The organism is Streptomyces sp. NPDC041713 (assembly GCF_055591085.1).
This window is the reverse complement of record NZ_JBVIZY010000004.1, coordinates 723,715-748,826: the sequence shown is the minus strand read 5'-3', so window position 1 is coordinate 748,826 and position 25,112 is coordinate 723,715. Positions and strand designations below refer to the sequence as shown.

Genomic DNA, 25,112 nt, shown 5'->3' with positions numbered 1-25,112 from the left:
GCCTTACGCCGTCTCCGGCCTGGCCACCGCGCGGCACCAGGCGGCACCGGCGTCGGCCAGGGCGATCGGGAAGGCCATGAAGGTGAAGGGTCCCGGTGGCAGCTCGCGCAGCCGGGCCAACCCTTCGATCTGGATGAACTCGCGCTTCCTGCCGTGCATATGGGCGGGCCACAGTGCGTGCGGGTCGCGGGTGCGGAAGAACTTCTCCACCATGGGGCGGGCGGGCCCGTCGAAGCTCCAGCAGTCCGTGCCGAGCACCTTCACGCCGAGGTCCAGCAGATGGTCGACGGCGGGCGGGGAGATCGCGGTCGACTCCGTGTAGTAGGCGGCGGTGCCGAGGCGCAGGTCCGAGTCGGTACGGAACAGCACCACCGTGCCGGGGCCCACCGCGCGACCGGCCGTGCGCAGCGCCTCCTTGACGTCGCGCTCGCCGACGCTCCCGCCGCATCCGCGCACGTCGAGGACGACCCCCGGCCCGCTGAACCACTCCAGCGGCAGCTCCATGACCTTCTTCGCGGGCCGGCCCTCGCACTCGGGTCCGTAGTGGAAGGGCGCGTCCACGTGGGTGCCCTGGTGCACGGACATCCGGTAGAACTCGTTCGACAGGAAGCAGCCCCCGGGCACGTCCGCTTCCCGCAGGCGGCGTCCGCCGGTCAGCCACCGCCAGTAGTTGACGCGGCGCTCGCGCCGGCTGTCGCCGGGCAACGCCCTGATGCGCCGGGTCAGATGGCGTATCCCGTCCCGGTGCAGCCACTGCTCGAACTCCACGCCGGGCGCCCGGCGACTGATCGGAATGCTCAGATCGACATACATGGCTAGTCCTTGTTCGGCCGGGCATCGGCGGCGTACGGCACAGCTTTCGTGGACCGCGGTCTCGGGGCGTACGGGATCCACCCGGGCACCTCGCGCCGGTACGCGGCGTACTGCGCACCGAAGGTGTCGAGCAGGCTCGGCTCCTCGACGCGCAGCACGGCCACGCAGGAGACGGTGAGGACGACGGCGGCCCAGCACAGGACGGACGACGCGGACCACCACAGCGCGAGGCCGATGAGGAGCAGCGTCATCCCGGCCGCCATCGGGTTCCTGACGACCCGGTACCAGCCCGCGCGGACCAGGTGTTCGGGCGGCCGGTCGCCCAGCGGTGTGCGCTGACGCAGATAGACCCGGTCCACGGAGTCCGCGGTCATCCAGCCGCCGAGCAGCACCAGGACGCCCCCGCCGACGAGCCGCAGCAGACCCGGCACCGGCAGTCCTGGCCCGGGCAGCAGCAGGCCGAGCAGTGTCGGCACCAGTCCCGCGGTGACCAGCGGGATCAGTACGGGCGCGGGGCGCGCCAGGCGCCCGGCACTCATGACGCCCCCGCGAGTGACGTTCCCGTGCGGGACGTCCCCGTGAGCGGCGTCCGCGCGTGTGACGACCCCGTGAGGACGGGCGCCGCCGCGGCCAGCGCCTCCTCGCCGTAGGCACCGCGGATGCGTCCCGCGAGGGACCGTACCGTCGGCGCGTACTCCTGTGTCCCGACCGACTCCAGGGCCAACGAGGCCAGGACGCACCCGAGTTGTGCGGCGGTCCGCAGCGAGGCGCCGCGGGCGAGTGCGGTGAGCGCCCCGGCCCGGAACGCGTCCCCCGCGCCGGTCGGATCGGCGGCCGACACGTCGGGGATCGCGGGAACGACGAGCGGCTCCTGGCCCGCCCGCTCGAGGAGCACGCCCGCCGCCCCGAGCGTGGTGAACCGCACGCCGACCCGTTCGAGGATGCGCAGCGCGCTCCAGCCCGTGCTCTCCTGGAGCAGCGCGGCCTCGTACTCGTTGGCGAACAGATACCGGGCGCCGTCGAGCAGGAACTGCACGTCCTGACGGTTCATGCCGGCGGTCCGCCGGGACGGGTCGGCGGCGAAGGGCAGGCCCGAGGTGCGGCACGCCTCGGTGTGCCGGAGCATCGCCGCGGGGTCGTCGGGCGAGATCATCACCAGGTCGATCCCGCCGACCCGCTCCACGACGCCCTGCAGCGAGATGGTGCAGGCTGCCCGCATCGCGCCGGGGTAGAAGGCGCCGATCCGGTGATGGTCCACGTCGGTCGTGCACACGAAGCGGGCGGTGGGCTCGCCCGGCACGGTCAGGACCGAGTCGATGTCGACCCCGTGCTGCTTCAGCCAGATCTGGTGGTCGGCACAGTCCGTGCCCACCGCCGCGACCAGCGTGGGGGTCAGGCCCAGCCGGCCCATGCCGTAGGCGATGTTGGCCGCCCCTCCGCCGCGCCGCATCTCCAGCCGGTCGACGAGGAAGGACAGGGACAGGGCGTGCAGCCGGTCGGGCAGGAGCTGGTCGGCGAAGCGGCCCGGGAAGTACATCAGATGGTCCGTTGCGATGGTTCCGGTGACGGCGATGCGCACCTGGAGCCTCCTGAGGGCGGGAAACGGTACGAGGCGGGACTCCGGGTGACGTGTCCCGCCGGGGCGCCGGCGGGGGAGCGGGCAGGCGGCCACCCGGCCACCCGGCAAAGACGTGGGGGCGGCTGCCTGCGCGCGACGGAGGCCGGAGCGGGTCCGTCAGGTGGCCGGGACGGCCCCGGATTCGATCTTCTGCTTGATGCCGGCCTGGTTCTCCCTGGTGTGCAGCTGCATCCGGTCGAGCACGGTCGCCAGCGGCACGTCGAACTTCTCGTCGAGTTCGAAGTCCTGGATCCAGGTCATCGAGGTCCCGCCGGGGACCGGTGCGCAGGTCCACTTCAAGTGCATGTAGCGGAAGGGGTAGAGCGGGTCGCGGCGCTCGGCGACCGCGGTCAGCTCGCGGTGGTCGAGCAGCCGCCAGGAGCGCCACGTCGCCCCCTCCGCGTTGGTGAGCTCGAAGACGATCTCGGTCCAACGGCCCTCGTTCTCCTGGGAGATCACCTTGGCGTGGCTGTACTCGTTGAAGATCTCCGACCAGCGCTCGATGTCGTTGGTGATGGCGAAGACCAGCTCGGGAGCCGCCTCGATGACGATGCTGTTCTCGATCCTGGGCATGGCGTCAGTCCTTCCTCGGGTGCGCGCCGGCGGACAGCATCCGGTCGACCCGGCCGACCAGATCGGCCACGGTCGTGAAACCGTCCTCGGCGTCCGCGTCGATGGAGATGTGGAAGTGCTCCTCCAGCGCGACCACGATCTCCACCAGCTCGGTCGAGTCGATGCCGAGGTCCTTCGCCAGCCGCTTGTCCGGCGCCAGCTCCTCCTTCTGGAACCCGATGCCCTCCATGACGGAGACCACTTCCTGGTGGATGTCCATGAACTCCCCTTACCTCTCGTACGTGTTGACCCCGACCCCGAGGGCGGCACCCCCGGCGGCACTCCCCGACACATCCGCGCCGCCGGGTGCTCCCAGCGCCAGCGCGATCGCCACGGCCACCCCGGCCTCGTGCGCGATGCTCAGCCGGAACCCGCTGAACCCGGCGCGGCGGAAGGCCTCCTGCGCCCGCCCGGACAGCCCGGCGAACGGCTCACCCGACGCGGCACGGCCGATCTCCACCTCCAGCCAGCCGATGCCTCGGCCGTGCGCACCGAGGGCCTTGCGCACCGCCTCCTTGGCCGCGAGGCGCCCCGCCATGCAGTACGTCCGGTAGCGCGGCGACGCACCCTCGCACAGCGCCTGCTCGACGGGGGTGAACAGCCGGTCCCGCAGCGGCTGCCCGCGGCGTGCCACCATCGCGCCGAGCCGCTCGGCGTCGACCACGTCGATGCCGACCGCCAGAGCGCTCCCCACACCCCCGAGTGCGGTCAACGCCGCAGCAGCAGACACGCGTTGACCCCTCCCAGACCGCGGGAGACCACCAGGGTGTGCTCCCAGTCCCGCACCGGCCGCGCCGTGTCCCGTACGAGGTCGAGGTCGACGCCCGGCGCGGGCCTGTCCAGGTTGACGGTGGGCGGCACCAAGCCGTCGCGCATGCCGTACAGCGCGAGTGCCGCGTCGGCGGGGGCGGCCGCGCCGAGGAGGTGGCCGAAGCCCGACTTGGGCACGGTGAAGGGCAGCCGGTCCGCGGTGCGGCCGAACGCCTCGCGCAGCGCGTACGCCTCGGTGACGTCCTCGAAGGGAATGGCCGAGCCGTGTCCGAGGACCGCGCCGAGCTGCTCGCCGGTGATGCCGGCGCGCTCGGTGGCGGCGCGCATGGCGCGGCCGAGCACCTGCCCGGTCGGCTCGACCGTGTAGTACGGCATGTAGCCGTCGCTGCTCACCCCCCAGCCGGCCAGCTCCCCGTGGATGACGGCGCCGCGCCGCTCGGCGTGCTCCCGGCGTTCCAGCACCAGGAAGACGGAGCCCTCGGCGAACACGCTGCCGGTGTGCCCGGCGTCGAAGGGCCGGTACAGCTCGTGCGGGGCGAGCGGGGCCCGGGGCTTGGCGTTGAGCCCGCTGGTCTCCAGGCACAGCCAGCCGTACGGCGACAGCGGCGCCTCGACCCCGCCCGCGAGCACCACGTCCGCCCTGCCGCGCAGCAGCGCCTCGGCGCCGCCGATCAGGGCGTACGCCCCGCTCGCCCGGTCCGCGACGAAGGTGCGGGCCGGGCCCTTGATGCCCTGGTCGATGCAGATGTTGCCCTGTGGGGCCGCCGGGAACCAGGCCGTGGCCTGGTAAGGGCTGACCGCGCGCGGGCCGTCGGTCCACAACTTGCGCAGCTCGCGCTCCGCGAACTCCCAGCCGCCCAGCACGTTTCCGACCATCACGCCGGTGCGCTCGGGCGCCACGCCCTCGCCGACGCGCACCCCGGCCTCGGCCAACGCCTGGCGCACCGCGTGCACGGCGAGGTGGGTGAAACGGTCGGTGCGCTTGACGAACCGGGACGGCAGTTCGGCGCGCGCGTCGAAGTCCGCCTGGCCCGCGACCGGGCACGCGTACTCCGAGGCGTCGAAGCGGTCGATCGTCGTGAGCCGCGCGACCCCGTCACGGGCGCTCCGCCACAGGGGTTCCATGCCCGTGCCCGCGGGGGTCACCGCGCCGATTCCGGTGATGACGACACTCATCGCGCTGCCCCTTCCCGTACGGCGCGGGCGACCATCGCGGCGTGCAGCCCGGCGAATCCGCTGGCGTCCTTGAGGATCACCTCGCCGTTCCAGGGCCGGCCGCTTCCCGGCACGTAGTCGAGGTCACAACTGGGGTCGGGTGTCTCGTAGTTGGCCGTGGGGTGGACGAAGGAACGCTCGCAGGCCAGCGCGCAGAGCACGATCTCCATGGCACTGGCCGCGGCGAGCGCGTGGCCCAGCATGGACTTCGCCGAGTTCACCGGGACCTCTTTGGCCCGGTCGCCGAGGGCGAGCTTGAGCGCACTGGTCTCACAGGTGTCGTTCTGCGGGGTGGAGCTGCCGTGCGAGCTGACGTGGTCGATGTCGGCGGGGGTGAGTCCGGACCGTTCGACGGCCTGGGTCATGGCACGGGTCAGGTCGGCGCCGTCGGAGAGCAGGTCGGTCATGTGCACGGCGTTGGAGGTGTGCGAGAAGGCGTTGATCTCCATGTACGGGGTGGCGCCGCGGCGCAGCGCGTGTTCGCGCTCCTCGAGGATGACGACGCCGCAGCCCTCGCCGAGCACGAAACCGTCCCGCCCCGCGTCGTAGGGGCGCGAGGCCGCCTCCGGCCGGTCCCGGTAGTCGCGCGAGAGACAGTTGATGATCTCGAAGGAGGCCACCGTCACCGGGGTGATGGGCGCCTCGCTGGCTCCGGCGATCATCACGTCCGCCTCGCCGTACTGGATCGCCTCCACCGCGTGGCCGACGGCGTCGATCCCGCCGATGCACCCGGTGGACAGCGTCACGCACGGCCCCTGGGTGCCGAGCAGGGCCGAGAGGATCACACCCGGGGTGTTCGACATGGACGCGAGATACAGATCGCGGCCGGCCTTGGCGGGGTCGATGGGCCCCCGGCCCCGGTCCGTGACCGCGAGGAACTCCTGCTCCATCTTGGGGGTGCCGCAGATGGCGGTGGACAGCGAGATGCCGGTCCGCTCGGCGGCGTAGTCACCGGCTTCGAGCCCGGCGTCCCCCATCGCCTGGAGCGCCGCGGCGACCGCGAACTGCACATACCGGTCGAGCCGTTGCACCTCGGTCGGCAGCGCCGGCACCTGGTCCTCGAATCCGGGGACTTCGGCCACCGCGTCGGACACGAAGTCGAAATCCCCGAACAGATCGGAACTCGTGATGTCCGACAGGGATTTGGTGACGCTTTTACCCGCCGAAACGGTTTCCCAGAGGGCTTCTTTTCCTATTCCAGCCGGGCTGATGACGCCGAGCCCGGTGACGACCACTTCTCGCATGAACTACCGCCTTTCACCTGTCAGTGCCGTCACAAGACCCCGTGTCACGGACTCTTTCGCCGTCACGCCTGATTTCTCCATCCGCGTGCGATATTCATCCGGTTCCGGTAGACCGCCTTCCGTGGTGTTCACCAGCAGGCTGAGATCGAGCATCGACCGGGAGAGCGTCGGCTCCCCGGGTGCCGGCCGCATGACGTCGGCGAGGAGCAGGGTTCCGCCGGGGCGCAGCACCCGGGCGCACTCCTGGATGAGCCGCCCCGCGGCCGCGGGCCCCGCGAAGCGCCCCGCGTGCGCCATCACCACCGTGTCGAACGACCCGTCGGGGAACGGCGGTCGGCCGAAGTCGGCCGGCACGAAGTCGAAGCGGTCGAGCAGACCCAGCTCCGCCACCCGTTCCCGGGCCCCCGCAAGGAGTGCCGGATCGTCGTGGGCCGTCACCCGCGCCGACGGGTCCGACACGGCCAGGGCGATGCCCCACTCCCCGCCGCCCGCGGTGAGGTCGAGGACCCGGCCGACCGGGGCCGGCCGCAGCGCCTCGACCACGGCCGTGGCGGCGCGTGCCGCCAGTGCGAAGGCGCCGCCGAACATCCCGCGATGGGCGCCGCGGGCCCCGGGTTCGCCCAGGTCGCCGCCGCGCCGACCGCTCCGTACCAGATCGGTGAGGCCGCCCCAGCTGTCCCACTGCGCCAGCACCTCGGCGAAGTGGTCCCCGAGGAATCCCGGGCCGCCCTCGACGAGATGGGCCCGGGAGAGCTCGGTGACCTCCCGGCCGGACGCGTCGTCACCGCGGACCAGGCCCAGTTCCGCGAGCGCGTCCAGCAGCCTGCGCACCGCCTCACCGTCGCAGCGCAGCACCCCGGCGAGCGCGGCGGAGGTGCGGGGGGCACGGGCCAGTTCGGTGAAGACGCCGAGCTCCAGGGCGGCGGAGAGCACCCTGGCGCGTGCGAACCCGAAGTTGAGGGCGAGCAGCGGAGCCGGGTCGGGGCCTTCCAGGACCGTGGACAGGTCGTACGAGGGGATGTTCTTCGGCACCGGGAGCTCCCTACTTGGTGGCGACGACCAGCCCGGAGAGGAGCGAGACGTTGCTGGTCCGGACGGACCGGAAGCCCGCGTCCCGCACCCAGCCGAGGATGTCCTCGCTGTCGCGCACCTCGCCCTCCTCGGTGTTGACGAGGAGGATCAGGCCGAACATGTACGGGAAGAGCCCGGTGGCCAGCGACGGCATGTGCGCGTGCACCAACAGCCGCCCGCCTTCCGGCAGGTGCTCGTGGATCCGCTTGATCAGATGTGCGGCGCGCTCCGGGCCGTACCCGTCGAGCACGTGCGAGAGCAGGACGGCGTCACTCTCGGGCCACGGGTCGCTCATGATGTCCGACGGCCGGACCTCCACCCGGTCCCCGACGCCCGCCTCGGCCACATTGGCCTTGGTCAGCTCGCACACCGCGGGGTAGTCGAGGGAGGTGACGCGCAGCCGCGGGTGGTGTTTGGCCAGCGCGATGGAGTAGTCGCCCGAGCCGCACCCCAGGTCGATGATGTTCCCCACCCCGTCGAGGGGCACCGCGGAGGCGAGCTTGTCGGCCTGCAGCCGGGAGCTCACCCGCATGGCCTGGATCAGCCGGCCGGTGCCCTCGCGGCCCTCGCCGGCCGCCGCGCCCTGGTCGCGGTAACCCTCCTTGAGGACACGCTGGTTGAGCGAGGCGTTCTCGCGTACCGCGTCCCCGAGCCGGTCGAAGTGGCCGAAGTGCTTGTTCTGGTGCTCGGCGAAGCCGCCCATGTACTCGGGCCGGCCCGCGACCAGGAAGCGGGAAGCCTCCGGGGTGTTGCGGTAGCGGCCGTCCTCGCGCGCCACCAGGTCGAGCCCGGTGAGCGCGACCAGCAGGGCGCGGGTGGGCCGGCGCTGGAGTCCCAGCTCCGCCGCCAGCTCCTCGATGGAGCGCGGACTCTTCTCGAGGGCTTCGAAGACGCCCAGCTCGAGTGCGCTGAAGACCGCCTTGGACTGGAGGTAGGCGGTCAGGATCGAGTGGACCCGCGAGGAGTCCTGCCCGGTGGCGTCCGTCGTGCTCACTTGCCCTCCAAGAGACTCGTGTACGCGGGGAGCTGCGTGTACTCGTACGGGTCCTCGGAGAGGAAGACGTTGCGCACCGGCGGCCGTTCGCAGGGCGCCACGACCAGGAACCGGCACGTCTGGTCGGGGCCGGTGACGAATCCGTGGGGCTCGTTCCTGGGGATGAAGATGGCGTCACCCGGGCCCACCTGCTCGGTCCTGCCCTGGTCGGGCATGACGAGGCCCATGGTGCCCTCGATGACGTAGATCTCGTGCTCCCACTCGTGGAAGTGCGGCGGCGTGGAGCCGTTCGGCGCCACCTCGAATTCCGTGAGGACGAACCGGTCCGCGCCGTCGGGTGTGTCGATGAGTTTGCGGTGGGTGGTTTCCTTCGCTCCCGGCTCCCGTACGATCTCCGCCTTTACGGCAGTCCTGTGAACGCGCCTCATGTGCTTCCTTTCCGTCAGGTGATTGCCGGATCGGGTCGGTGCCGCACATGAATCTATGGCAGTACTGCTCGCGGTTTCGATGGGCGCGGATCACGGCCGGCACGTGACAAATGGCCGAAGGCACCCGGGACGATCGCCCACCTACGGGGACAGGTGCCCCGATACGTCTGGGGCAGCCGGGATGATTGCCGAAATCCGCCCTGCGCGGCTGCTTCGCTTTCCTCTAGTCTGCGAAAAATAAACGGAAGTTGAATTCAACGCAGTGGAGGTCGAAGTGTCCGACCGCACGCCCAGAGCCCCCACGAAGGAGCGCATCGTCGACGCGGCCCGCCAGGAGCTCGCCCGGCACGGCTACGACGGAATGACACTGCGCGGCGTCGCCCGACGGGCGCAGGTGGACACCCGCCTGGTGAGCCACTACTTCGCCGGAAAGGACCGGCTCTGCGCCGAGGCCGTCAGGCTTCCCTGCGGCCCGGCCGGGTCCGGCCCGCCCGACGCGGGGGAGCCCGGCGCACCGGCCGGCCCCCGTATCGCCCAGGCCCTCCTGCGCAGTTGGGCCGCCGACCCTCCCGTCGGCCGCGCGCTGGTGGCCGCGGCGCTCACCCACGAGCGCTCCGGGGCGCTGCTCCGCTCGTTCCTCACCGGTCTTGTCGACGAGCTGTTGGGGTCGGCGCAGCCGCGACACCGGGAATCACGGGTTGCCATGACGGTCAGTCAGTTACTGGGCCTCGCCCTGTTGTCCTGCGCGGGAGCCGAGTTGCTCGATCCGCCGGCGCCGCTGGTCCCCGGGGCGCTCGGCGACTACCTGCTCGTCCTGCTGAGGGAGCCGCTGCCGTGAGCCCCGGTCCGCCGACCCGCCGGGGCAGACGGCCCGGCGCGGGCAGCGCCCGTGGGCAGATCCTGCGGGCGGCCCAGGTCAAGTTCGCCGAACGCGGCTACGAAGGCACCACGATCCGGTCGATAGCCCGCGAGGCCGGCGTGGACGCCTCGTTGGTCCACCACTTCTTCGGTACGAAGGAGGGCGTCTTCTCGGCCGCGATGAGCCGGGCCCTGCAGCCGGCCGAGATCAAGCCCGACGTACTCGCGGGCGGACCGGACGGCCTCGGCGAACGGATCCTGCGCAGCTTCCTCCAGCAGTGGGAGACGGTGGAGCGGCGCGATCCCATGCTGGCGGTGATCCGGTCCGCGGTCTCCCATGAGGACGCCGCGCTCCAGTTGCGGAAGTTCATCACCACGGAGGTTCTCGGCACGCTCGCACGGTCCATTCCCGGCCCCGATGCGCCGGTGCGCGCCACGATGGTCGGCTCACAGCTGATCGGCCTGATCATGGTGCGCTATATCGTGCGGGTCGAGCCGCTCGCCTCGGCGTCCACGGAGACGCTGGTCGAGCTGTTCGCACCCGTACTGGGGGGCTACCTCGCCGGGGACGGGTGAGGCCTTCCTCGGCGGATGGCCCGCACCGGCGGCTGTCGTGCACCGGCGACCGTCCCGCACCGGCGGCTGCCCCGCATCGACGGCGGCCCAACTGGGCAAGCGAAGCAACTGAGCAAGGCGAGCAAGGCGAGCAAGGCGAGCAAGGCGAGCAAGGCGAGCAAGGGGAGTAAGGGGCCGATGCTGGACTACAGCGAGGAAGCCGACCGGTACGACGCATCGCGCGGCGGTGAGCCCCGCGCGGCCGCCGCCGCGGAGGCGGTGCTCGGCCTGCTGCCCGACGGGGCAGGCACGCTCCTCGACGTCGCCTGCGGCACCGGCCTGGTCACCCGCCGCCTCGCCGCACGGCAGGGGCTGCGGGTGACCGGCGTCGACGCCGCGTACCGCATGGCGCGGATGGCGGCGGGGCGGCTGCCGGGCGCGGTGGTCCTCGGCGACTGCCGTCAACTCCCGTTCGCCGACGCGTCGTTCGACACCGTGAGCACGGTGTGGCTGCTGCATCTGCTGTCCGGCCCTGAGGAGACCTCGGCGGTCGTCGCGGAGTGCGCGCGGGTGCTGCGGCCCGGCGGCGTCTACGTCACCACCGTGGACAAGGCCGCCGCGCACGACGTGGGCAGCGACATCGACGCCGTGCTCGCGCCGCGCCCGGTGACGGCGGCCGTCGACGGCGCCGAAGCCGTCGACGCGCACGCCGCCGAGCACGGCCTGACGCCCGCGGGCCGGGCGAGCTTCCGCGGCCACGGCCAGGGCCGCTCGCCCCGCTCCACCATCGAGGACGTGCGACGCGGCTGGTTCACCCGGATCCCGGCCGACGGGCCGCTCGCCGCGCGGCTCACGACCGCGCTGGCCGACCTCCCCGACCAGGACGTTCCGCGCCCCGACCCCCGATTCGGCGTGCGGGCGTACCGCAAGCGAGGCTGACGGTTCTTTTTGCGGAACCGGCAAGTGTGGTGGTCCGAAACCGGTACGGGGAGCAGGCTGGCTCCGTCGGCAGCACACAGCGCGGCACGGGACCCGGAAGGCGGCAGAAGACGATGGGGCATGACCACGGAAGCGGGCAGGGGCAGGGGCACGGCCACGGTCACGGTGCGGGCCACGGTCACGGCCACGGGCATGGCGGCGACATGGACTGGGCCGCGATGGGCGCCATGCTGGAGCGCTACGCCCGCGTCGCCGCGCCCCTGTACGGCCAGGTGGCCGACTGGCTGAAGCGGTGGGCCCCCGCACCGGGCGTGGTCGCCGACGTCGGCTCCGGTCCCGGGGCCGTCTCCTTCCTGCTGGCCGAGGCGTTCCCGAAGGCCCGGATCGTCGCGGCGGACCCGGAGGACGCCCTCCTGGAGCAGGCCCGCGAGCGTGCGGAGCGCGAGGGCCTGGCCGACCGGTTCGGCACGGCGCGCGCCGCACTCCCGGACGACATCGACGGCGTGCCGGCGGCCGACCTGCTGTGGCTGTGCAAGTCCCTGCACCACGTGGGCGACCAGGCCGGCGCACTGGCGGCGCTCGCGGACCGCCTCGCGCCGGGCGGCACGATGGCTCTCCTGGAGGGCGGCCTGAGCCCCCGCTACCTGCCCCGCGACATCGGCATCGGCCGCCCGGGGCTGCACAGCCGGCTGGAGGCGGCGGACGAGGAGTGGTTCACGGAGATGCGGACGGGCCTCGACGGTTCGAAGGACACCCCGGAGGACTGGCCGGCCCTCCTCGCCGGCGCGGGCCTGCGGTACGCGGCGACCCGCAGCTTCCTGCTCGACCTGCCGGCCCCGCTCTCTGACGACGCCCGCGCCCACGTGGTGCAGGAGTTCACCCGCCGCCGCGAGATGCACGCCGACCGCCTGGCCCCCGACGACCTCACCACCCTCGACCGCCTCCTGGACGAGCAGGACCCACAGAGCCTGCACCGCCGCGCCGACCTGTTCGTACTGACGGCGCAGACGGTGCATGTGGCGGTCAAGGACGCAGAGGTCGAGGACGCGGCCGGGAGCTAGGCGTCAGCAGTGGCCGGGCCGCGCGTACAGGGTGACGAGCGGCCCGTGCCCCCGCCACGTCCGGCATTTCTGGAACAGGCTCTGGATCACGCGGAGTTTCGTGGCCTCCGGCTCGGCCCGGCCCGCGGCCCCGACCGACCGGTCGGTGACGAAGACGATGCGCGACGCCGCGGTCATGCGGGCGCGGATGACGTGGGCGGGCGCCTCGACGCCGTACAGGGTGTGTGAGGCGTTCGGGCCGCTGTCCAGTGCGATGTCGCGAAGGCCCGCCACGGTGTTGGGCGTCGGCAGCACCCACCCCCGGTGATGTGTCGGCATGTACACCACGGCATCGCCGGAGCGGCCGAGCGCCCGGACGGCCCGAGCCGTGGCGCCGGCATCGGCATTGCCGCTGCGGTGCGCGGGATCCCGCAGCTGCCGCGCCTCGGGGACCACGAGGGCGAGTGCGGCCGTCGCGGTGATCACGGCGACGACGCCGTGCCACCGGCGGCCCCGGAGCGCCCGGTCGAGCAGCCGTCCCACGAGCAGGGCGAGCCCGCACAGGCAGTACAGGACATAGCGGTCCAGGAACAGCGGCTTGACCGGGGTGAGGAGCATCAGCACCCCGACGGGCGCCACCAGCAGCGGCAACGTCACGCGGACGAGCCCCACCGGCGGCTCAGCCGGCCCGCGCGGCAGCCTCCCCAGAAGTACCGCGCAGCCCGCCCCGAGCAGGCAGACGGTGAGCGTGTCCGTGTACATGCCGGTGTCGAAGCGGATCCAGGACACCTGCGCCTGCTGGTGCCGGCTCACGACCACCAGCGGCGCGAGGCCCGTGCACACGGCGGCCGCGGCGACGGCCCACCGCCGGCGGGCGGCGCGCGGCACGGTCAGCGCGTGCCCGGCCAGCGCGAACACGGCGAACTCGTGCAGCAGACACGCCACCAGCATCAACGCGCCGTAGCGGCACCACGCACGCCGCGCCCGGCGGCCTTCCGTCGCCACGGCGCCCACCAGCGCGTACGTCGCCCAGACGACGAGCGCACAGACCAGCGCGTACGAACGGCCTTCCTGGGCGAACCGCTGGACCGCCGGAATCAGGGCGAACACGACGCCGGCGAGTGCCCCCGCACGCGGACCCGCCAGCCTCCTGCCGAGCAGCGCCACCCCCGCGGTGGCGGCACCCATGGCGAGGATGGAGGGAATGCGCAGGACCAGCAGCGGGTCGGCGTCGCCGGTGATCCCGAACAGCGCGTGCACCAGCAGGTAGTAGAGCCCGTGCACGGCGTCCACGTTTCCCAGCGTCCGCCACAGCTCTCCGACACCGCGCCGCGAGGCCTCGTAGGTCGCCATCTCGTCCAGCCACATGGTGCCGTCGCGCCGCACTCCCCAGAGACCGAGACCGAGCGTCAGGAGGACGCCGGGAAGCGCGGTGAGCGCCGCTCTCCCACGGGCTCGCGGCAGGTGGTGGTACGCGCCGTCGCGCGGGGCACGCGGGGCAGCGGCCGGGTGGGAGGGGCGGCTGGTGGTGGCGATCACGTGCTCCTGAGGGCGGATTGCGACGGGCGGGGCCGAGGGGCCCAAGAGCGGGCTCCGAAGGCCGAGTTCAGCGGCCCGCGATTTGATGGGCAGCCCTGTTCCGCCGCGCCAATCAATTGCTAGCGTGGCTGCGGATCTTGACCGAGGGCTCCGGTCGGCGCCGGGGAGACGCCGGTCGGAGGCCGGTGGAAGGTCGGTCGAAGGCCCGGGGGGCCGGGAGGGGCGTGTCGCGTGGGACGTCGCGAGAAGCCGTTGGAGCCGGCGGCGGGCCCCGTCCCGCGCCTGGCACACCGGCTCCGCACGCTCCGCGCCGACGCCGGCAGCCCGACCTACCGCACGATGGCCCAGCGCGTTTCGTACTCGGCGCCCACCCTCTCCGCGGCCGCCGCGGGTGAGCGACTGCCGACGCTGCCGGTGCTGCGCGCCTACGTCACCGCGTGCGCGGGGGACCCGGACGAATGGGAGCGGTACTGGTACGAGACGGTGGCCGAGGACGCCGGACGCGGTACGGACGAAGGGGAGTCCCCCTACCCGGGCCTCGCCCGGTTCGGCACCGACGACGAGGACCGCTTCCACGGCCGCGACGACCTGGTGGACGCGCTCGTGGACCTCACGTCCCGGCGGCGCGTGGCCGCGGTGATCGGCGCGTCGGGATGCGGCAAGTCGTCCCTGCTCAGGGCCGGACTGATCCCCGCGTTACGGAAGTCGACCGGCCCCGCACGACCCGCGACGATCCGCGTCCTGACCCCCGGGCCGCGCCCGGACCGCACCCACCGGCATCTCCTGACACCGGCGGACGGCGAGGGCGACACCCTGCTGGTGGTGGACCAGTTCGAGGAGGTCTTCTCGCTCTGTCACGACCCGGCCGAGCGCGACGCCTTCCTCGACGGACTGCTCACCGCGCGGGACTCCGCCGCCCGGCTCCGCGTGATCCTCGCGGTCCGCGCCGACTTCTACGGCCGGTGCGCCGAGCACGGCACGCTCGCCGCCGCGCTGGGCGACGCCCATGCGCTGGTCGGGCCGATGTCACCGGCCGGTCTGCGCGAAGCCGTCGTCAGACCGGCCCTGGCCGAGGGCCTGATCGTGGAGCGCGCCCTGACCGCACGGATCGTCGCCGACGTGGCGGACGAGCCGGGCGGCCTGCCGCTGATGGCCCACGCGCTGCGCGAAGTGTGGCGACGGCGCAGCGGCAGAACGCTGACGGAGGCGGCGTACGAGGCGATCGGTGGGGTGCGCGGTGCCGTCGCGCACACCGCGGAGGACGTCTACGGTTCGCTGGACGAGACGGAGGCCGCCCGAGCGCGCACGCTGTTGCTGCGGATGGTGGCACCGGGCGACGGCACGGAGGACACCGGACGCCCCGTCGACCGCACCGAACTGCCGCCGGGCTGCGACGACATCCTGGAACGGCTCGTCGCGGCACGCCTGTTGACCGTGGACGGGACGACCGTCGACTTCGCGCACGAGGCGCTGATCGGCGCCTGGCCGCGGCTGCGCGCCTGGATCGACGAGGACAGGGAGCGGCTGCGACGGCACCGGGCGCTGACCGAAGCCGCCCGCACCTGGGAGGAGTTGGGCCGGGACGCCGGCGCGCTGTACCGGGGGATGAGGCTCAGGACGGCGAGAGAGGCGTTCGGGGGAGGCGGCGCGGCCGGTGAACTCACGCCGGGCGAGGCCGAGTTCCTCCAGGCGTGCATCACCGCCCACGAACAGGGCGTACGGGCCCGCACACGGGCCGCCCGCCGGACCAGGGCGCTCCTCGTGACGCTCGCGGTGGTCCTCTGCCTGGCGACGGTGGCGGGAGCGGTGGCCTGGCAGCAGAACAGGAACGGACAGCGCCAGCGGGACGAGGCCCGGGCACGGCAAATCGTCGGCGTCGCGCGGTCGCTGCACACGTCCGACCCGGTCACCTCGATGCGGCTGAGCGTGGCGGCCTGGCGGCTCGCGGATCTGCCGGAGACCCGCGAGGCGGTACGCGGCGCCTCAGCGCAACGCGAGCAGGACACGTTCTTCGGGGACGGCGCGCAGGGCCCGCCCCGGACGGCACGATTCCTCAGCGCGGACGGCCGCGTCCTGACCAGTTCCACCGGGAGACGCGTGACCCGCCGGGACCTGAGGAGGCACCGGCGGATCAGTACGTACGACAGGCCAGGCCCGTTCGGCGCGTCCGACTACGACGTGGACGTCAGCGCGGACGGCCGGCTCATCGCCCGGCTGACCGGCCAGGGGTTCAAGATTTGGGACCTGCAGGACGAACGGCCGGTGGGGCGGCCGCTGGAGAGCAGGGGCCGGGCGGACGTGAGCGGGCGATTCGCGCCCAGCGGGCGCCGGTTCATCGTCCACGACGAGCGCCGCGGCCGCGTCCGGGTGTGGGACGTGCGGCGGCACAAGGTCCTCACCACGGTCCGGGGAGCGGACGCGGGCAGCGCCCCCTTCTCCGTCATGAGCCCCGACGACCGGTTCCTCGCGGCCTGTACGGGTGAGGAGGGCACGCTCGTCGTACGGCAGGTGGGCACCGGCCGCGACCTCGCGAGGACCTGGCCGCGTGCGCTCGACCGCGCTTTCTGCTCGGCGCCGGAGGCGACCTTCACGCCGGACGGCCGTGCGCTGGCCGTTCCCGTAAAAGGAGGCGTGCGGACCTGGGACGTGCGGAGCGGGGACGAGCGGCCCCGCCTCGCACTGCCCGGCGCCGCCGAACCGAGCGTCGACTTCAGTGCCGACGGCACCACGGCGGTGGCCCTGGGCGACCGCGAAATGGTCCTGTGGCGCACCGCCGCGCCCGGAGCCCTGCTGATGCGGCATCCGGTGGGTGAGCTCACGGCCGCGGGGGTGCGCCTGGACGAGGGCGCCGGGGCGATCCGCCTGCAGGCGAGCGCCAGGGTGATCCGCACCCTGGACGTGCACGACGTCCTGTCGGGGGCGCGGACGTCACTGCCGCCCGACCTCGAAGAGGCACGCTTCAGCCCGGACGGCCGCACCCTGGTCACCCTGGAGCGTCACCACGGGGAGGCGCGATTACGGCTGCGCGACGGCCGTGACGGCACGGTGCTGCGCACGCTGCCCGGCCGTGTGTGCGCGGACTGCACCGCACCCCTGGCCTTCTCGCCGGACGGGGAGACGCTGGCGTACGCCGTCAAGGTGTTCGAGGCGGCCAAGGGCTCGACGATCCGGCGGTGGGACCTGCGGCGGGACCGGGAGACGACGCGGACGACCGTTGCGTCGTGGGTGCAGAGTCTGGTGCTGCCCGAGGGGGACGCACCCCTCGTGGCCGCCGGAACCCCGCCCGTGCAACAGGACAACGACACCTCGAAGACCGAGGTCCTGCGGGTCGGTGGACGGGCCGGCGGCCGGCTCGGCAATCGCGTACTGCTCCACGGTCTCCACGGCCCTCTGGTCCTCGCGCCCGGCGGGCGTGAACTCCTCTCCCTGGACGGCCGGATGACCGACCTCGGGACGGGGCGTACGCGGCCGGTGCTGCGCGGCGAGGACACGCTGACGTCCGGCACGTTCAGCCCCGACGGCCGTTTCCTCGCTGTCGCGGACGACAACGGAAGGCTCACGCTGTGGGACGGCCGGGCGACCCGGCCCCTCGCCGTTCTGTCCACGGACGGCCAGGGAGGGGGCGGGGGCGGGCCCGCGCCGGTTCTCGCCTTCTCCGCCGACGGCCGCCATCTCGCGGCGAGCGTCGCCGGAGGGGCGGTCCGGGTGTGGGAGACGGATGCTCCGCGCCTCGCCGGCGCCCGGTATCCGGGGACGGGCGGGGCCGTTCTGGCCCTCGGCTTCGCCGGGGACACGTTGCGGGTCACGACCTCGCACGGAACGGTCCGTGGGCTCTCCATCGCGGCGGAGCGGGCGGCGGAGAGGGTGTGCCGTCGGGCCGGGGGCGGGCTGACCCGGGAGGAATGGCGGACGTATCTGCCCGACACGGCGTACCGCCGCAGCTGTTGACGTCATCGGACCTGTGAGCGGTCTGCGCCGGTCCGGAAACGGACCGGGAGCGACGCACGGGCCCGGCCACGGCGGGAGGCGTTGTGCCCTGCCTGCCGTGCCGGGCCCGTGGGATGCCGAACCGCGGGATCGCGGGATCGCGGGATCGCTGGATCCGTGCGGCGGCGGCTCAGACGACGTCGAACGTCGCCGGGTCCGGGCCGATGCGGCGGTCCTCGTTCAGGGCGGAGATCGCCGCCATGTCCTCGGGGTCCAGCTCGAAGTCGAACACGTCGATGTTCTCCTTGATCCGCGACGGCGTCACGGACTTCGGGATCACGACGTTGCCCAGCTGGATGTGCCAGCGCAGGACGACCTGTGCGGGCGAGCGCCCGTGCTTCTGCGCGATGGCGATGATCGCCGGGACCTCCAGGAGGCCCTTGCCCGAGCCGAGCGGCGACCACGCCTCGGTGGCCACGCCCTGCTCGGCGTGGAGCTCGCGCGAGGCGCGCTGCTGCAGGTGCGGGTGGAGCTCGATCTGGTTGACGGCGGGGATGACCGACGTCTCGGAGATGAGCCGCCGCAGCTGGTCGGGGAGGAAGTTCGAGACGCCGATGGACTTGGCGCGGCCGTCCGCCAGGATCTTCTCGAACGCCTTGTACGTGTCCACGTACTTGTCGTTCGACGGCACCGGCCAGTGGATCAGGTACAGGTCCACGTAGTCGAGACCCAGCTTCTCCAGCGACGCGTCGAAGGCGCGCAGCGTCGCGTCGTGGCCGTGCTCGCTGTTCCAGAGCTTCGTCGTGACGAACAGGTCCTCACGGGCCACGCCGGACGAGGCGATCGCCCGGCCGGTGCCTTCCTCGTTGCCGTAGATGGCCGCGGTGTCGATGCTGCGGTACCCGGCCTCCAGGGCCAGCGCGACGGCCTTCTCGGCCTCGTCGTCCGGAACCTGCCACACGCCGAAGCCGAGCTGGGGCATCTCGACGCCGTTGTTCAGGATGATCGGGGGAACCTTGCTCACGAGCTTTCGATCCTTAAGTCGTCGGTTGGTCTTCCCATGGTCAACGATCACGGGCCGTGCCGCATTCCTGGCCGCGGCGGTCGGGACGCTGATCGTCGTGTGCACCGGTCACCATCCTGTCGCCCCTGGGGCGGGTGGCGAAACGGATGCGGACGCGGTTTTCCTCGCGGATCGGTCCGGACCATTGACGGTGTCCCGTCATGCCGCGACTCTATTGCACATCGATGAACGCAGGACATCCATGTGAACGCCTGACGCGCCTGGCGACCCTTGCGCTCACGAACTGTCAGGAAAGGTTCCTGACATTGCCGTACCGCAGCCCCGTACCGCAGCCACGTCCCGAGTCCCGCGCCGCAGATCCGCATCGCAGAGAGGATCCACCGTCGTGCCACCTCACACCCCCCACTCCACCCCCCGCAGGACGACCGCCGCGCTCGCCGCCCTCGGTCTGGCCGGCGCCGCCGCGCTGACCCTGGCCGCGGAGCCGTCCGCGCAGGCCTCCCCGACGCCCGCGTCCGCCCCGGCCGTCAAGGCCTCCGGCACCCTCCACGCCGCCCCGTACGAGTACCTCGGCTGGGGCAACCCGCAGAAGCCCACCGACGTGATGGCCGCGACGGGCGTCAAGTGGTTCACGCTCGCCTTCATCCTCTCCGACGGCGGCTGCAACCCGGCCTGGGACGGCAACCGCCCGCTCAAGGGCGGTTCCGACGAGGCGGCCATCAAGTCCATACGCGGTGCGGGCGGCGACATCGTCGTCTCCGTCGGCGGCTGGAGCGGCGCCAAGCTCGGCGAGAAGTGCGGCAGCGCCTCCGCGCTCGCGGGTGCCTACCAAAAGGTCATCGACGCCTACAAGTTGAAGGCGTTCGACATCGACATCGAGAACACCGAGTTCAGCAACGCCACCGTGCGCCGGCGCGTCGTGGACGCACTGAAGATCGTCAAGTCGAAGAACCCCGGCATCGTCACCTACGTCACCATGGGCACCACCCCGCAGGGCCCCGACGCCACCGGCAAGGACCTCATCAAGCTCGGGGCCGCCGCCGGGCTCGCCAACGACGCCTGGGTGATCATGCCCTTCGACTTCGGCGGGCACAGCGGCACCATGGGCGACGCCTCCGTCAGCGCCATGGAGGGCCTCAAGGCCGCGGTCAAGAGCGCCTACGGCTACGGCGACGCCGACGCGTACAAGCACATCGGGATCTCCTCCATGAACGGCAAGACCGACGTGGCGGGCGAGACGGTGACCACCGCTGATTTCAGGAAGATCCTCGGGTACGCGCAGCAGCACCACATCGCGCGGTACGCCTTCTGGGCCGTCAACCGTGACCGCGACTGCGGTTCCGGCGGCAGCCCGGGCGACTCCTGCAGCGGCGTCGCGCAGTCGCCGTACGAGTTCACCAAGATCGTTGCTCAGTACGGGGGGTGAGGTACCCGTCGTCCCGTAGCGACGTGCCCAGGTAGGCGTCCCGCACCCGCGGATCCGCGCGCACCTCGGCCGCCGTGCCCTGCGCGATGACCCGGCCCAGGTCGAGGACGACGACGCGGGCGCAGAGCTCCATCACGAAGGCGACGTTGTGCTCGACGAGCAGGACCGCGCAGCCCTCCTCGGCCGCGAGCCGGCGGACGACGTCCGACAGTTGGCGTCGTTCGTCGGCCGTCATCCCGGAAGCGGGCTCGTCCAGGAGCAGCACCCCGGGCGGGTCCGCGACCGCGCGCGCGAGTTCCACCATGCGGGCCTGCCCGACCGGCAGCGCGCCCGCGTACTGTCCGGCGAGCACGTCGAGGCCGCAGGCGCGCAGGACCTCGGCGGCCCGTTCGCGCCGTCGCACCTCGTGGGTACGCCGGGTCGGTGCGGCCAGCAGATCGGCGGCGAACCCGCCGCCACCGCCACGCCACTCCTGCGCGACGACGCAGTGGTCGGCGACCGTGAGCTGTCCGAAGAGCTGCTGCCGCTGGAAGGTGCGGCGCATCCCGTGCCGGGCCCGCCACACGGGGGAGCGGCGCGTGACGTCACGGCCGTCCATCAGCACCCGGCCGCGGTCCGGTCTGCGGATGCCGGACACCACGTCGAAGAGCGTGGTCTTGCCCGCGCCGTTGGGCCCGATGAGGCCGCAGATCTCGCCGGGACGGACGGCGAGGCCCACCCCGTCGAGGGCGCGGATCCCGCCGAAGCGGACGCCGACGTCCTCGACCACCAGGGCGTGGTCGCCGTCGTTCATCCTGATCCTCCTCTTCCTCCTCGACGCCGGCTTCTCATGGCCGGGTCACGTCCTTCGCCGTCCCCTCCTTCGCCGTCCCCGGCACGCCGTCCGCGGCCATGCCCAGATAGGCCTCGGTGAGCCGGTCCGCCCGCACCTCGGAGCGCGGGCCGCACCAGGAGACGCGGCCCTGCGCGAGATACGCCACCGTGTCCGCGACGCCGAGGATCTCGGCCGCCTTCTCCTCGACGAGCAGCAACCCGGCGCCCGCGTCCCGCAGTTCGACCAGGAGCCGGAACACGTCGTCGACCACGCGGGGCGCGAGTCCGAGCGACGGCTCGTCGGCGATCAGCACCTTCGGCGGGCGCTGCAACAGCGGTGCGAGGGCGAGAAGTTGCTGCTCGCCGCCGGACAGGGCGCCCGCGGTGACCCGACGCCGGGCGGCGAGCCCGGCGAACCGCTCGTACACGGCGTCCCGCGCGTCGCGTTCCCGCAGGTACAGGGCGAGGTTCTCCTCGATGGTGAGCGCGGGGAAGATGCCGCGGCCCTCTGGAGCGAGGACGACGCCGGCGCGGGCGCGGTGGGCGGCGCGCTCGCGGGTGGCGTCGCGTCCGGCGACGCGGACCCGGCCCGCGGTGAGCGGGACGAGACCGGCCGCGGCCAGGCAGGTGGTCGACTTGCCGGCCCCGTTGGGCCCGAGCAGGGCGACGATCTCGCCGGTGCGGACGGTGAGGTCCACCCCGTGGAGGACGGGCGCGCCGTCGTACCCGGCGTGGAGGTCGTGCAGGGAGAGGGCGGGGGCGGGGGTGTGCTCTTCGTCTGGGCTCTGCGGTACGGGGGCGTGGCCAGCGTCCCGCCGTACGGAGACGTGGCTCGCACTCCCTTGCGCCGAGGCGCGACTCGAACTCCCCTGCACCGGCTCGGGGTTCGGATCCCCCGGCCCACGCTGAGGCCCACCCCCACTCCCACCCCTCCGCACCCGCCGCCGATACCCCCGTACCGACACCGCCGCGCAATACCCGTCCGGGTCATTGGCCAGCGCGAGGCCCGCCAGGCCGAAGAGGACCACCGGCAGGTGCGCGGAGTCCGTGACGTACTCCGCGACCAGGTGCGGGACGATCGCGAAGACCAGCCCCGCCACCACCGCGAACTGCGCCCTGCGCACCCCCGCGGCGACCACCACGGCCAGCCAGATCAGCCCGGTCATGGCGGTGAAGTCGGTCGCCGTGATCCGTGTGTTGAAGGACGCGTACATCACGCCGCCGAACCCCGCGAGCCCCGCCGAGAGCGTGAACAGGAGGAGCTTCGTGCGGATGACGGAGATGCCCGAGGCCATCGCCGCCGCGGGAGCCGACCGTACCGCCAGCATCGCCCGGCCCGTCGGGCTGTCGCGCAGCGCGTCGAGCGCGGCGACCGCCGCCGAGACGAGGACGATCATCGCGACGCCCATGGCGCGGTCGTCCGAGAGGTCGACGGGGCCGAAGACCGGGCGGGGGATCTCCCACCCCGTGTCGCCGTTGCGCAACCGCCCCAGCTGGAAAAGGACTTGGTCGGCGAGGAAGGCGAGCGCCAGCGTGGCGAGGGCCAGGGAGCGGCCGCCGAGCCGCAGCGCGGGCAGCGCCACCAGCGCGCCGAGCACCGCGGCCGCGCAGGTGCCCACCAGTGCCGCCGCCACGAACGGCCAGCCGTGGCTCATCAGCAGGCCCGCGACGAGCGCGGCGCCCGTGACGAAGGTGGCCTGCGCCAGCGAGACCATCGCGCCGAGACCGGTCACCACGGTGAAGGAGACGAACACCAGTGAGATCGCGAGCCCTTGGGCAAGGATGCCGCTCCAGAACGGTGTCGTCACGGTGTAGAAGGCGAGGGCCAGCAGCGCGGCGGCCACCGCCCACGGACCCCATCTGCGCGCCCATGACCTGCCCGCGAGATAGTCGACGGGCGGTGCGTCGACCGCGGCCGTGCCCGCGGTCCGCCGGCGTCGGGTGAGCAGGAGCAGCCCGGCGAAGAGGATGAGGAAGGGTACGGCGGTACGGAAGCCGGTGATCTTCTCGGCGAAGTCGGCGTACCCCGCGACGAGGTTCTGCAGCACCCCGAGCCCGAGCCCGCCGGCGAACGCCAGCGGCACGGAGAGGAAGCGGCCCAGCACGGCGGCCGTCGCGGAGACGAAGAGGAACAGGGTGAAGTCGTGCGAGGAGAGACCCAGCAGGGGCGTCGCGAGCACGCCCGCGAGGCCGGCGAGACCGGACGACAGCATCCACGCCACCGAGGAGAGCCGGTCCGCGTTCATGCCGCGCAGTTCGACGAGCGAGCGGTTGTCGACGGCGGCGCGCAGCCGCAGGCCCAGCGCGGTGTGGCGCAGCAGGATCCACAGGCCGACCGCGACCACCGCCGTGGCCACCCAGGTGATCAGCTGGTCGGAGTCGATGCCGACGCCGTCCATGAGCTGCCAGCTGGTGGCGGGGCTCGGGCCCACCCCCGGCAGTCCGAACTGGTTCTCGGCCGGCTTGACCGGGGCGCCCGCGTCCGCCAGGAGCTCCACCGCCCACAGGCCGAGCGCGGGCAGCGCGACGAGCAGTCCGATGGTCGCGACGATCTGCGCGGTCTCGCCCACCCGCGCCAGTTTGCGGAACATCAGCCGGTCCAGGCCCCAGCCGAGCGCGGGGGCCGCCACCAGGACGAGCAGGAGCGCCGTCGGCACGGCGGGCCAGCCGAGTCCGGAGTGCAGCTCGTAGTAGGTGAGGGCGCAGAGGTAGGCGGTCGCGCCGTGGGCGAAGTTGAACAGGCCCGACGCGGAGTAGGAGAGGACGAGGCCGGTGGCGAGGAGGGCGTAGAGGGCACCGGACACGAGACCGCTCAGCACGAATCCCAGCAGGTCCGACATGGCGGCCCGCCCCTACTTGAAGGGGATCGGTTCGTAGCACTCGAACGGTGACGTCACCGTGTACTTCCCGTCCTTGAGCTGGACCAGGGCGCCGCAGCCGAAGGACTCCTTGCGCCCCTCGGGGAGGCGGCGGTCGCCGACCATGGTGTCGCGGTCGGAGTAGCCGTCGGCGGCCTGCTGGAAGGAGTCGACGGTGAGGTTCTTGCCGGCCTTCTCGGCGATGGCGAGGAAGAGGTCGGCCGACATGTAGCCGGTCATCATGTGCATGTTGAGCGGCACGTCCTTGCCCGCCGCCTTCCTGATGTCCGCCTTGAACCTCCGCATGTCCGCGCCGTCCTGTTCGAAGGGCTGGAAGGAGAGCAGGACGTGCACGCCGTCGAGCGCCTTCTTCGTCGCGCTCTTGGTGAGCAGGCCGGGGTCGTAGTCGGTCGGGTCGGTGAGGACGCCGCGGAAGCCCGCGCGCTTGACGGACGTGAACAGGCCGATGTTGTACGGGGTCTGCATGACGGAGACGACGGCGTCCGGTGCCTCGCCGCCGTCGGAGCGCAGGATCTCCTTGGTGTACGCCGACCAGTCGCTCGGCACCGAGGTGGCGGGCACCGTCGACTTGGCGTACGTCACCTCGTAACCGGCCGCCGCGAAGCTCTGCTTGTAGGTGCGGATGGCGAAGGTGCCCGCGTCGTTGTCGTTGGCGAGGATGGCCACCGACTTGCCCTTGGCTCCGCCGGTGACCTTCTTCAGGCCCTCGGGCCAGCTCTGTGTGATGGTGCCGCCGGGCATCGGCACCATGCAGCCGCCGAAGCCGTACATGTACGTCGGGCCGCAGAACGGCGGAATGGTGCCCCAGCCGAACGTGGGCACCTTCTGCTTCTGCAGGAAGTCGGCCCCGGAGAAGGTCACGGAACTCATCGGCGCGATCGCGAACACCTTCTCCCGCTGCACGAGCTTGCGGGCCGCAGCGAGGTTCCTGGACGGATCCTGACCGTCGTCCTCGGCGCCGAGGTAGTCGATCTTCCGCCCGTGCACGCCGCCCTCGGCGTTGGCGCGGTCGAAGTGGGCCTTCGCGCCGAGGTCGGTGTCCTTCTTGCTGTAGCCGCTGGCGGTCGTCATGGAGACGATCCCGCCGACCTTGATGGAGTCGTGGGTCACCCCGCGCGCCGAACTGCCGCCCTTGCCCCCGCCGTCGCCGCCCGAACCACCGCTGTCCGATGCGGAGTTGCAGGCGGTGGCGAGCAGCAGGGCCGCTGCGACGGCCGTGATGGTGCGGATCGATCGCGACACGGTCGAGCCCCCCTGAAGTCGACTGGGGCTGATTCTGTGCGCGACCTGACGAGCCGTCAATAACTGGCGCAGCGTCAGTTGATGGCCCGTCAGGAGACGTACTG

22 protein-coding genes are annotated in these 25,112 nt (G+C 72.5%); 6 read left to right on the top strand and 16 right to left on the bottom strand.

Annotation, left to right across the window (positions count from 1 at the left end; genetic code table 11):
* Positions 1–3 precede the first annotated feature (3 nt).
* The 11 genes from ACZ6CV_RS16250 to ACZ6CV_RS16200 all read right to left on the bottom strand — a co-directional run bounded on the left by ACZ6CV_RS16250 (position 4) and on the right by ACZ6CV_RS16200 (position 8,766).
* A complete protein-coding gene (locus tag ACZ6CV_RS16250; RefSeq protein ID WP_469251408.1) occupies positions 4–813 on the bottom strand; it encodes a cyclase family protein in 810 nt (269 codons plus the stop codon).
* A 2-nt stretch (positions 814–815) separates the two neighbouring features.
* Positions 816–1,352, bottom strand: coding sequence for a methyltransferase family protein (locus ACZ6CV_RS16245; protein WP_469251407.1), 537 nt, complete (start codon positions 1,350–1,352; stop codon positions 816–818).
* Positions 1,349–2,392 carry a carbohydrate kinase family protein gene (locus ACZ6CV_RS16240; RefSeq protein WP_469251406.1) on the bottom strand — a complete coding sequence of 348 codons (1,044 nt, stop codon included), beginning with the start codon at positions 2,390–2,392 and terminating at the stop codon, positions 1,349–1,351. Before ACZ6CV_RS16240 ends, ACZ6CV_RS16245 begins: the two co-directional genes overlap by 4 nt.
* Positions 2,393–2,548: 156 nt before the next feature.
* Complete coding sequence (locus ACZ6CV_RS16235) at positions 2,549–3,004, bottom strand: SRPBCC family protein (protein WP_362360478.1); 456 nt, start codon at positions 3,002–3,004, stop codon at positions 2,549–2,551.
* 4 nt (positions 3,005–3,008) lie between these two features.
* Positions 3,009–3,263, bottom strand: a complete 255-nt coding sequence (locus tag ACZ6CV_RS16230) for an acyl carrier protein (RefSeq protein WP_469251405.1) — start codon at positions 3,261–3,263, stop codon at positions 3,009–3,011.
* A 9-nt stretch (positions 3,264–3,272) separates the two neighbouring features.
* Positions 3,273–3,773, bottom strand: coding sequence for a holo-ACP synthase (locus ACZ6CV_RS16225; protein WP_469251404.1), 501 nt, complete (start codon positions 3,771–3,773; stop codon positions 3,273–3,275).
* Positions 3,752–4,990: a beta-ketoacyl-[acyl-carrier-protein] synthase family protein gene (locus ACZ6CV_RS16220; RefSeq protein ID WP_469251403.1), complete on the bottom strand. Its 1,239-nt coding sequence runs from the start codon at positions 4,988–4,990 to the stop codon at positions 3,752–3,754. Before ACZ6CV_RS16220 ends, ACZ6CV_RS16225 begins: the two co-directional genes overlap by 22 nt.
* Positions 4,987–6,273: a beta-ketoacyl-[acyl-carrier-protein] synthase family protein gene (locus ACZ6CV_RS16215; RefSeq protein WP_469251402.1), complete on the bottom strand. Its 1,287-nt coding sequence runs from the start codon at positions 6,271–6,273 to the stop codon at positions 4,987–4,989. The genes ACZ6CV_RS16220 and ACZ6CV_RS16215 overlap by 4 nt, the downstream gene beginning before the upstream one ends.
* A gap of 3 nt (positions 6,274–6,276) precedes the next feature.
* Positions 6,277–7,305 carry a methyltransferase domain-containing protein gene (locus ACZ6CV_RS16210; RefSeq protein WP_469251401.1) on the bottom strand — a complete coding sequence of 343 codons (1,029 nt, stop codon included), beginning with the start codon at positions 7,303–7,305 and terminating at the stop codon, positions 6,277–6,279.
* A gap of 10 nt (positions 7,306–7,315) precedes the next feature.
* Positions 7,316–8,338, bottom strand: a complete 1,023-nt coding sequence (locus ACZ6CV_RS16205; RefSeq protein ID WP_469251400.1) for a methyltransferase — start codon at positions 8,336–8,338, stop codon at positions 7,316–7,318.
* Positions 8,335–8,766, bottom strand: coding sequence for a cupin domain-containing protein (locus tag ACZ6CV_RS16200; protein WP_355817174.1), 432 nt, complete (start codon positions 8,764–8,766; stop codon positions 8,335–8,337). The genes ACZ6CV_RS16205 and ACZ6CV_RS16200 overlap by 4 nt, the downstream gene beginning before the upstream one ends.
* 274 nt (positions 8,767–9,040) lie before the next feature.
* Between ACZ6CV_RS16200 and ACZ6CV_RS16195 the strand changes: the two genes are divergently transcribed.
* From ACZ6CV_RS16195 to ACZ6CV_RS16180, 4 genes are all read left to right on the top strand, one after another.
* Positions 9,041–9,604, top strand: coding sequence for a TetR/AcrR family transcriptional regulator (locus ACZ6CV_RS16195; protein WP_469251399.1), 564 nt, complete (start codon positions 9,041–9,043; stop codon positions 9,602–9,604).
* The gene (locus ACZ6CV_RS16190; protein WP_469251398.1) at positions 9,601–10,200 is read left to right on the top strand and encodes a TetR/AcrR family transcriptional regulator; all 600 of its coding nucleotides are present in this window, start codon (positions 9,601–9,603) and stop codon (positions 10,198–10,200) included. The genes ACZ6CV_RS16195 and ACZ6CV_RS16190 overlap by 4 nt, the downstream gene beginning before the upstream one ends.
* A 177-nt stretch (positions 10,201–10,377) precedes the next feature.
* The gene (locus tag ACZ6CV_RS16185; RefSeq protein WP_469251495.1) at positions 10,378–11,118 is read left to right on the top strand and encodes a class I SAM-dependent methyltransferase; all 741 of its coding nucleotides are present in this window, start codon (positions 10,378–10,380) and stop codon (positions 11,116–11,118) included.
* 113 nt (positions 11,119–11,231) lie between these two features.
* Positions 11,232–12,179, top strand: a complete 948-nt coding sequence (locus ACZ6CV_RS16180) for a class I SAM-dependent methyltransferase (RefSeq protein WP_469251397.1) — start codon at positions 11,232–11,234, stop codon at positions 12,177–12,179.
* A 3-nt stretch (positions 12,180–12,182) separates the two neighbouring features.
* On the opposite strand, the gene ACZ6CV_RS16175 is transcribed toward ACZ6CV_RS16180, so the two are convergent.
* On the bottom strand, positions 12,183–13,697 hold the full coding sequence (locus ACZ6CV_RS16175) for a glycosyltransferase family 39 protein (RefSeq protein ID WP_469251396.1): 1,515 nt from the start codon (positions 13,695–13,697) through the stop codon (positions 12,183–12,185).
* A 231-nt stretch (positions 13,698–13,928) separates the two neighbouring features.
* On the opposite strand from ACZ6CV_RS16175, the gene ACZ6CV_RS16170 reads away from it, so the two are divergent.
* Positions 13,929–17,645: an nSTAND1 domain-containing NTPase gene (locus tag ACZ6CV_RS16170; protein ID WP_469251395.1), complete on the top strand. Its 3,717-nt coding sequence runs from the start codon at positions 13,929–13,931 to the stop codon at positions 17,643–17,645.
* 169 nt (positions 17,646–17,814) lie between these two features.
* On the opposite strand, the gene ACZ6CV_RS16165 is transcribed toward ACZ6CV_RS16170, so the two are convergent.
* Positions 17,815–18,606: an aldo/keto reductase gene (locus ACZ6CV_RS16165; protein WP_469251494.1), complete on the bottom strand. Its 792-nt coding sequence runs from the start codon at positions 18,604–18,606 to the stop codon at positions 17,815–17,817.
* Between the two features lie 427 nt (positions 18,607–19,033).
* On the opposite strand from ACZ6CV_RS16165, the gene ACZ6CV_RS16160 reads away from it, so the two are divergent.
* The gene (locus tag ACZ6CV_RS16160; RefSeq protein WP_469251394.1) at positions 19,034–20,074 is read left to right on the top strand and encodes a chitinase; all 1,041 of its coding nucleotides are present in this window, start codon (positions 19,034–19,036) and stop codon (positions 20,072–20,074) included.
* Here ACZ6CV_RS16160 and ACZ6CV_RS16155 read toward each other — a convergent pair.
* The 3 genes from ACZ6CV_RS16155 to ACZ6CV_RS16145 are packed head-to-tail and all read right to left on the bottom strand — an operon-like array spanning position 20,043 to position 25,008.
* On the bottom strand, positions 20,043–20,867 hold the full coding sequence (locus tag ACZ6CV_RS16155) for an ABC transporter ATP-binding protein (protein WP_469251393.1): 825 nt from the start codon (positions 20,865–20,867) through the stop codon (positions 20,043–20,045). The two genes, ACZ6CV_RS16160 and ACZ6CV_RS16155, sit on opposite strands and share 32 nt — an antisense overlap.
* A gap of 34 nt (positions 20,868–20,901) precedes the next feature.
* On the bottom strand, positions 20,902–23,727 hold the full coding sequence (locus tag ACZ6CV_RS16150) for an ABC transporter permease subunit (protein WP_469251392.1): 2,826 nt from the start codon (positions 23,725–23,727) through the stop codon (positions 20,902–20,904).
* Between the two features lie 12 nt (positions 23,728–23,739).
* Complete coding sequence (locus ACZ6CV_RS16145; protein WP_469251391.1) at positions 23,740–25,008, bottom strand: ABC transporter substrate-binding protein; 1,269 nt, start codon at positions 25,006–25,008, stop codon at positions 23,740–23,742.
* Positions 25,009–25,112 lie beyond the last annotated feature (104 nt).

Excerpts from the sequence above, each read along its gene's own strand:
- ACZ6CV_RS16250 (WP_469251408.1), bottom strand. The coding sequence starts at position 813 with ATGTATGTCGATCTGAGCATTCCGATCAGTCGCCGGGCGCCCGGCGTG.
- ACZ6CV_RS16245 (WP_469251407.1), bottom strand. The coding sequence starts at position 1,352 with ATGAGTGCCGGGCGCCTGGCGCGCCCCGCGCCCGTACTGATCCCGCTG.
- ACZ6CV_RS16235 (WP_362360478.1), bottom strand. The coding sequence starts at position 3,004 with ATGCCCAGGATCGAGAACAGCATCGTCATCGAGGCGGCTCCCGAGCTG.
- ACZ6CV_RS16230 (WP_469251405.1), bottom strand. The coding sequence starts at position 3,263 with ATGGACATCCACCAGGAAGTGGTCTCCGTCATGGAGGGCATCGGGTTC.
- ACZ6CV_RS16220 (WP_469251403.1), bottom strand. The coding sequence starts at position 4,990 with ATGAGTGTCGTCATCACCGGAATCGGCGCGGTGACCCCCGCGGGCACG.
- ACZ6CV_RS16215 (WP_469251402.1), bottom strand. The coding sequence starts at position 6,273 with ATGCGAGAAGTGGTCGTCACCGGGCTCGGCGTCATCAGCCCGGCTGGA.
- ACZ6CV_RS16200 (WP_355817174.1), bottom strand. The coding sequence starts at position 8,766 with ATGAGGCGCGTTCACAGGACTGCCGTAAAGGCGGAGATCGTACGGGAG.
- ACZ6CV_RS16185 (WP_469251495.1), top strand. The coding sequence starts at position 10,378 with ATGCTGGACTACAGCGAGGAAGCCGACCGGTACGACGCATCGCGCGGC.
- ACZ6CV_RS16180 (WP_469251397.1), top strand. The coding sequence starts at position 11,232 with ATGGGGCATGACCACGGAAGCGGGCAGGGGCAGGGGCACGGCCACGGT.
- ACZ6CV_RS16165 (WP_469251494.1), bottom strand. The coding sequence starts at position 18,606 with ATGCCCCAGCTCGGCTTCGGCGTGTGGCAGGTTCCGGACGACGAGGCC.
- ACZ6CV_RS16155 (WP_469251393.1), bottom strand. The coding sequence starts at position 20,867 with ATGAACGACGGCGACCACGCCCTGGTGGTCGAGGACGTCGGCGTCCGC.
- ACZ6CV_RS16150 (WP_469251392.1), bottom strand. The coding sequence starts at position 23,727 with ATGTCGGACCTGCTGGGATTCGTGCTGAGCGGTCTCGTGTCCGGTGCC.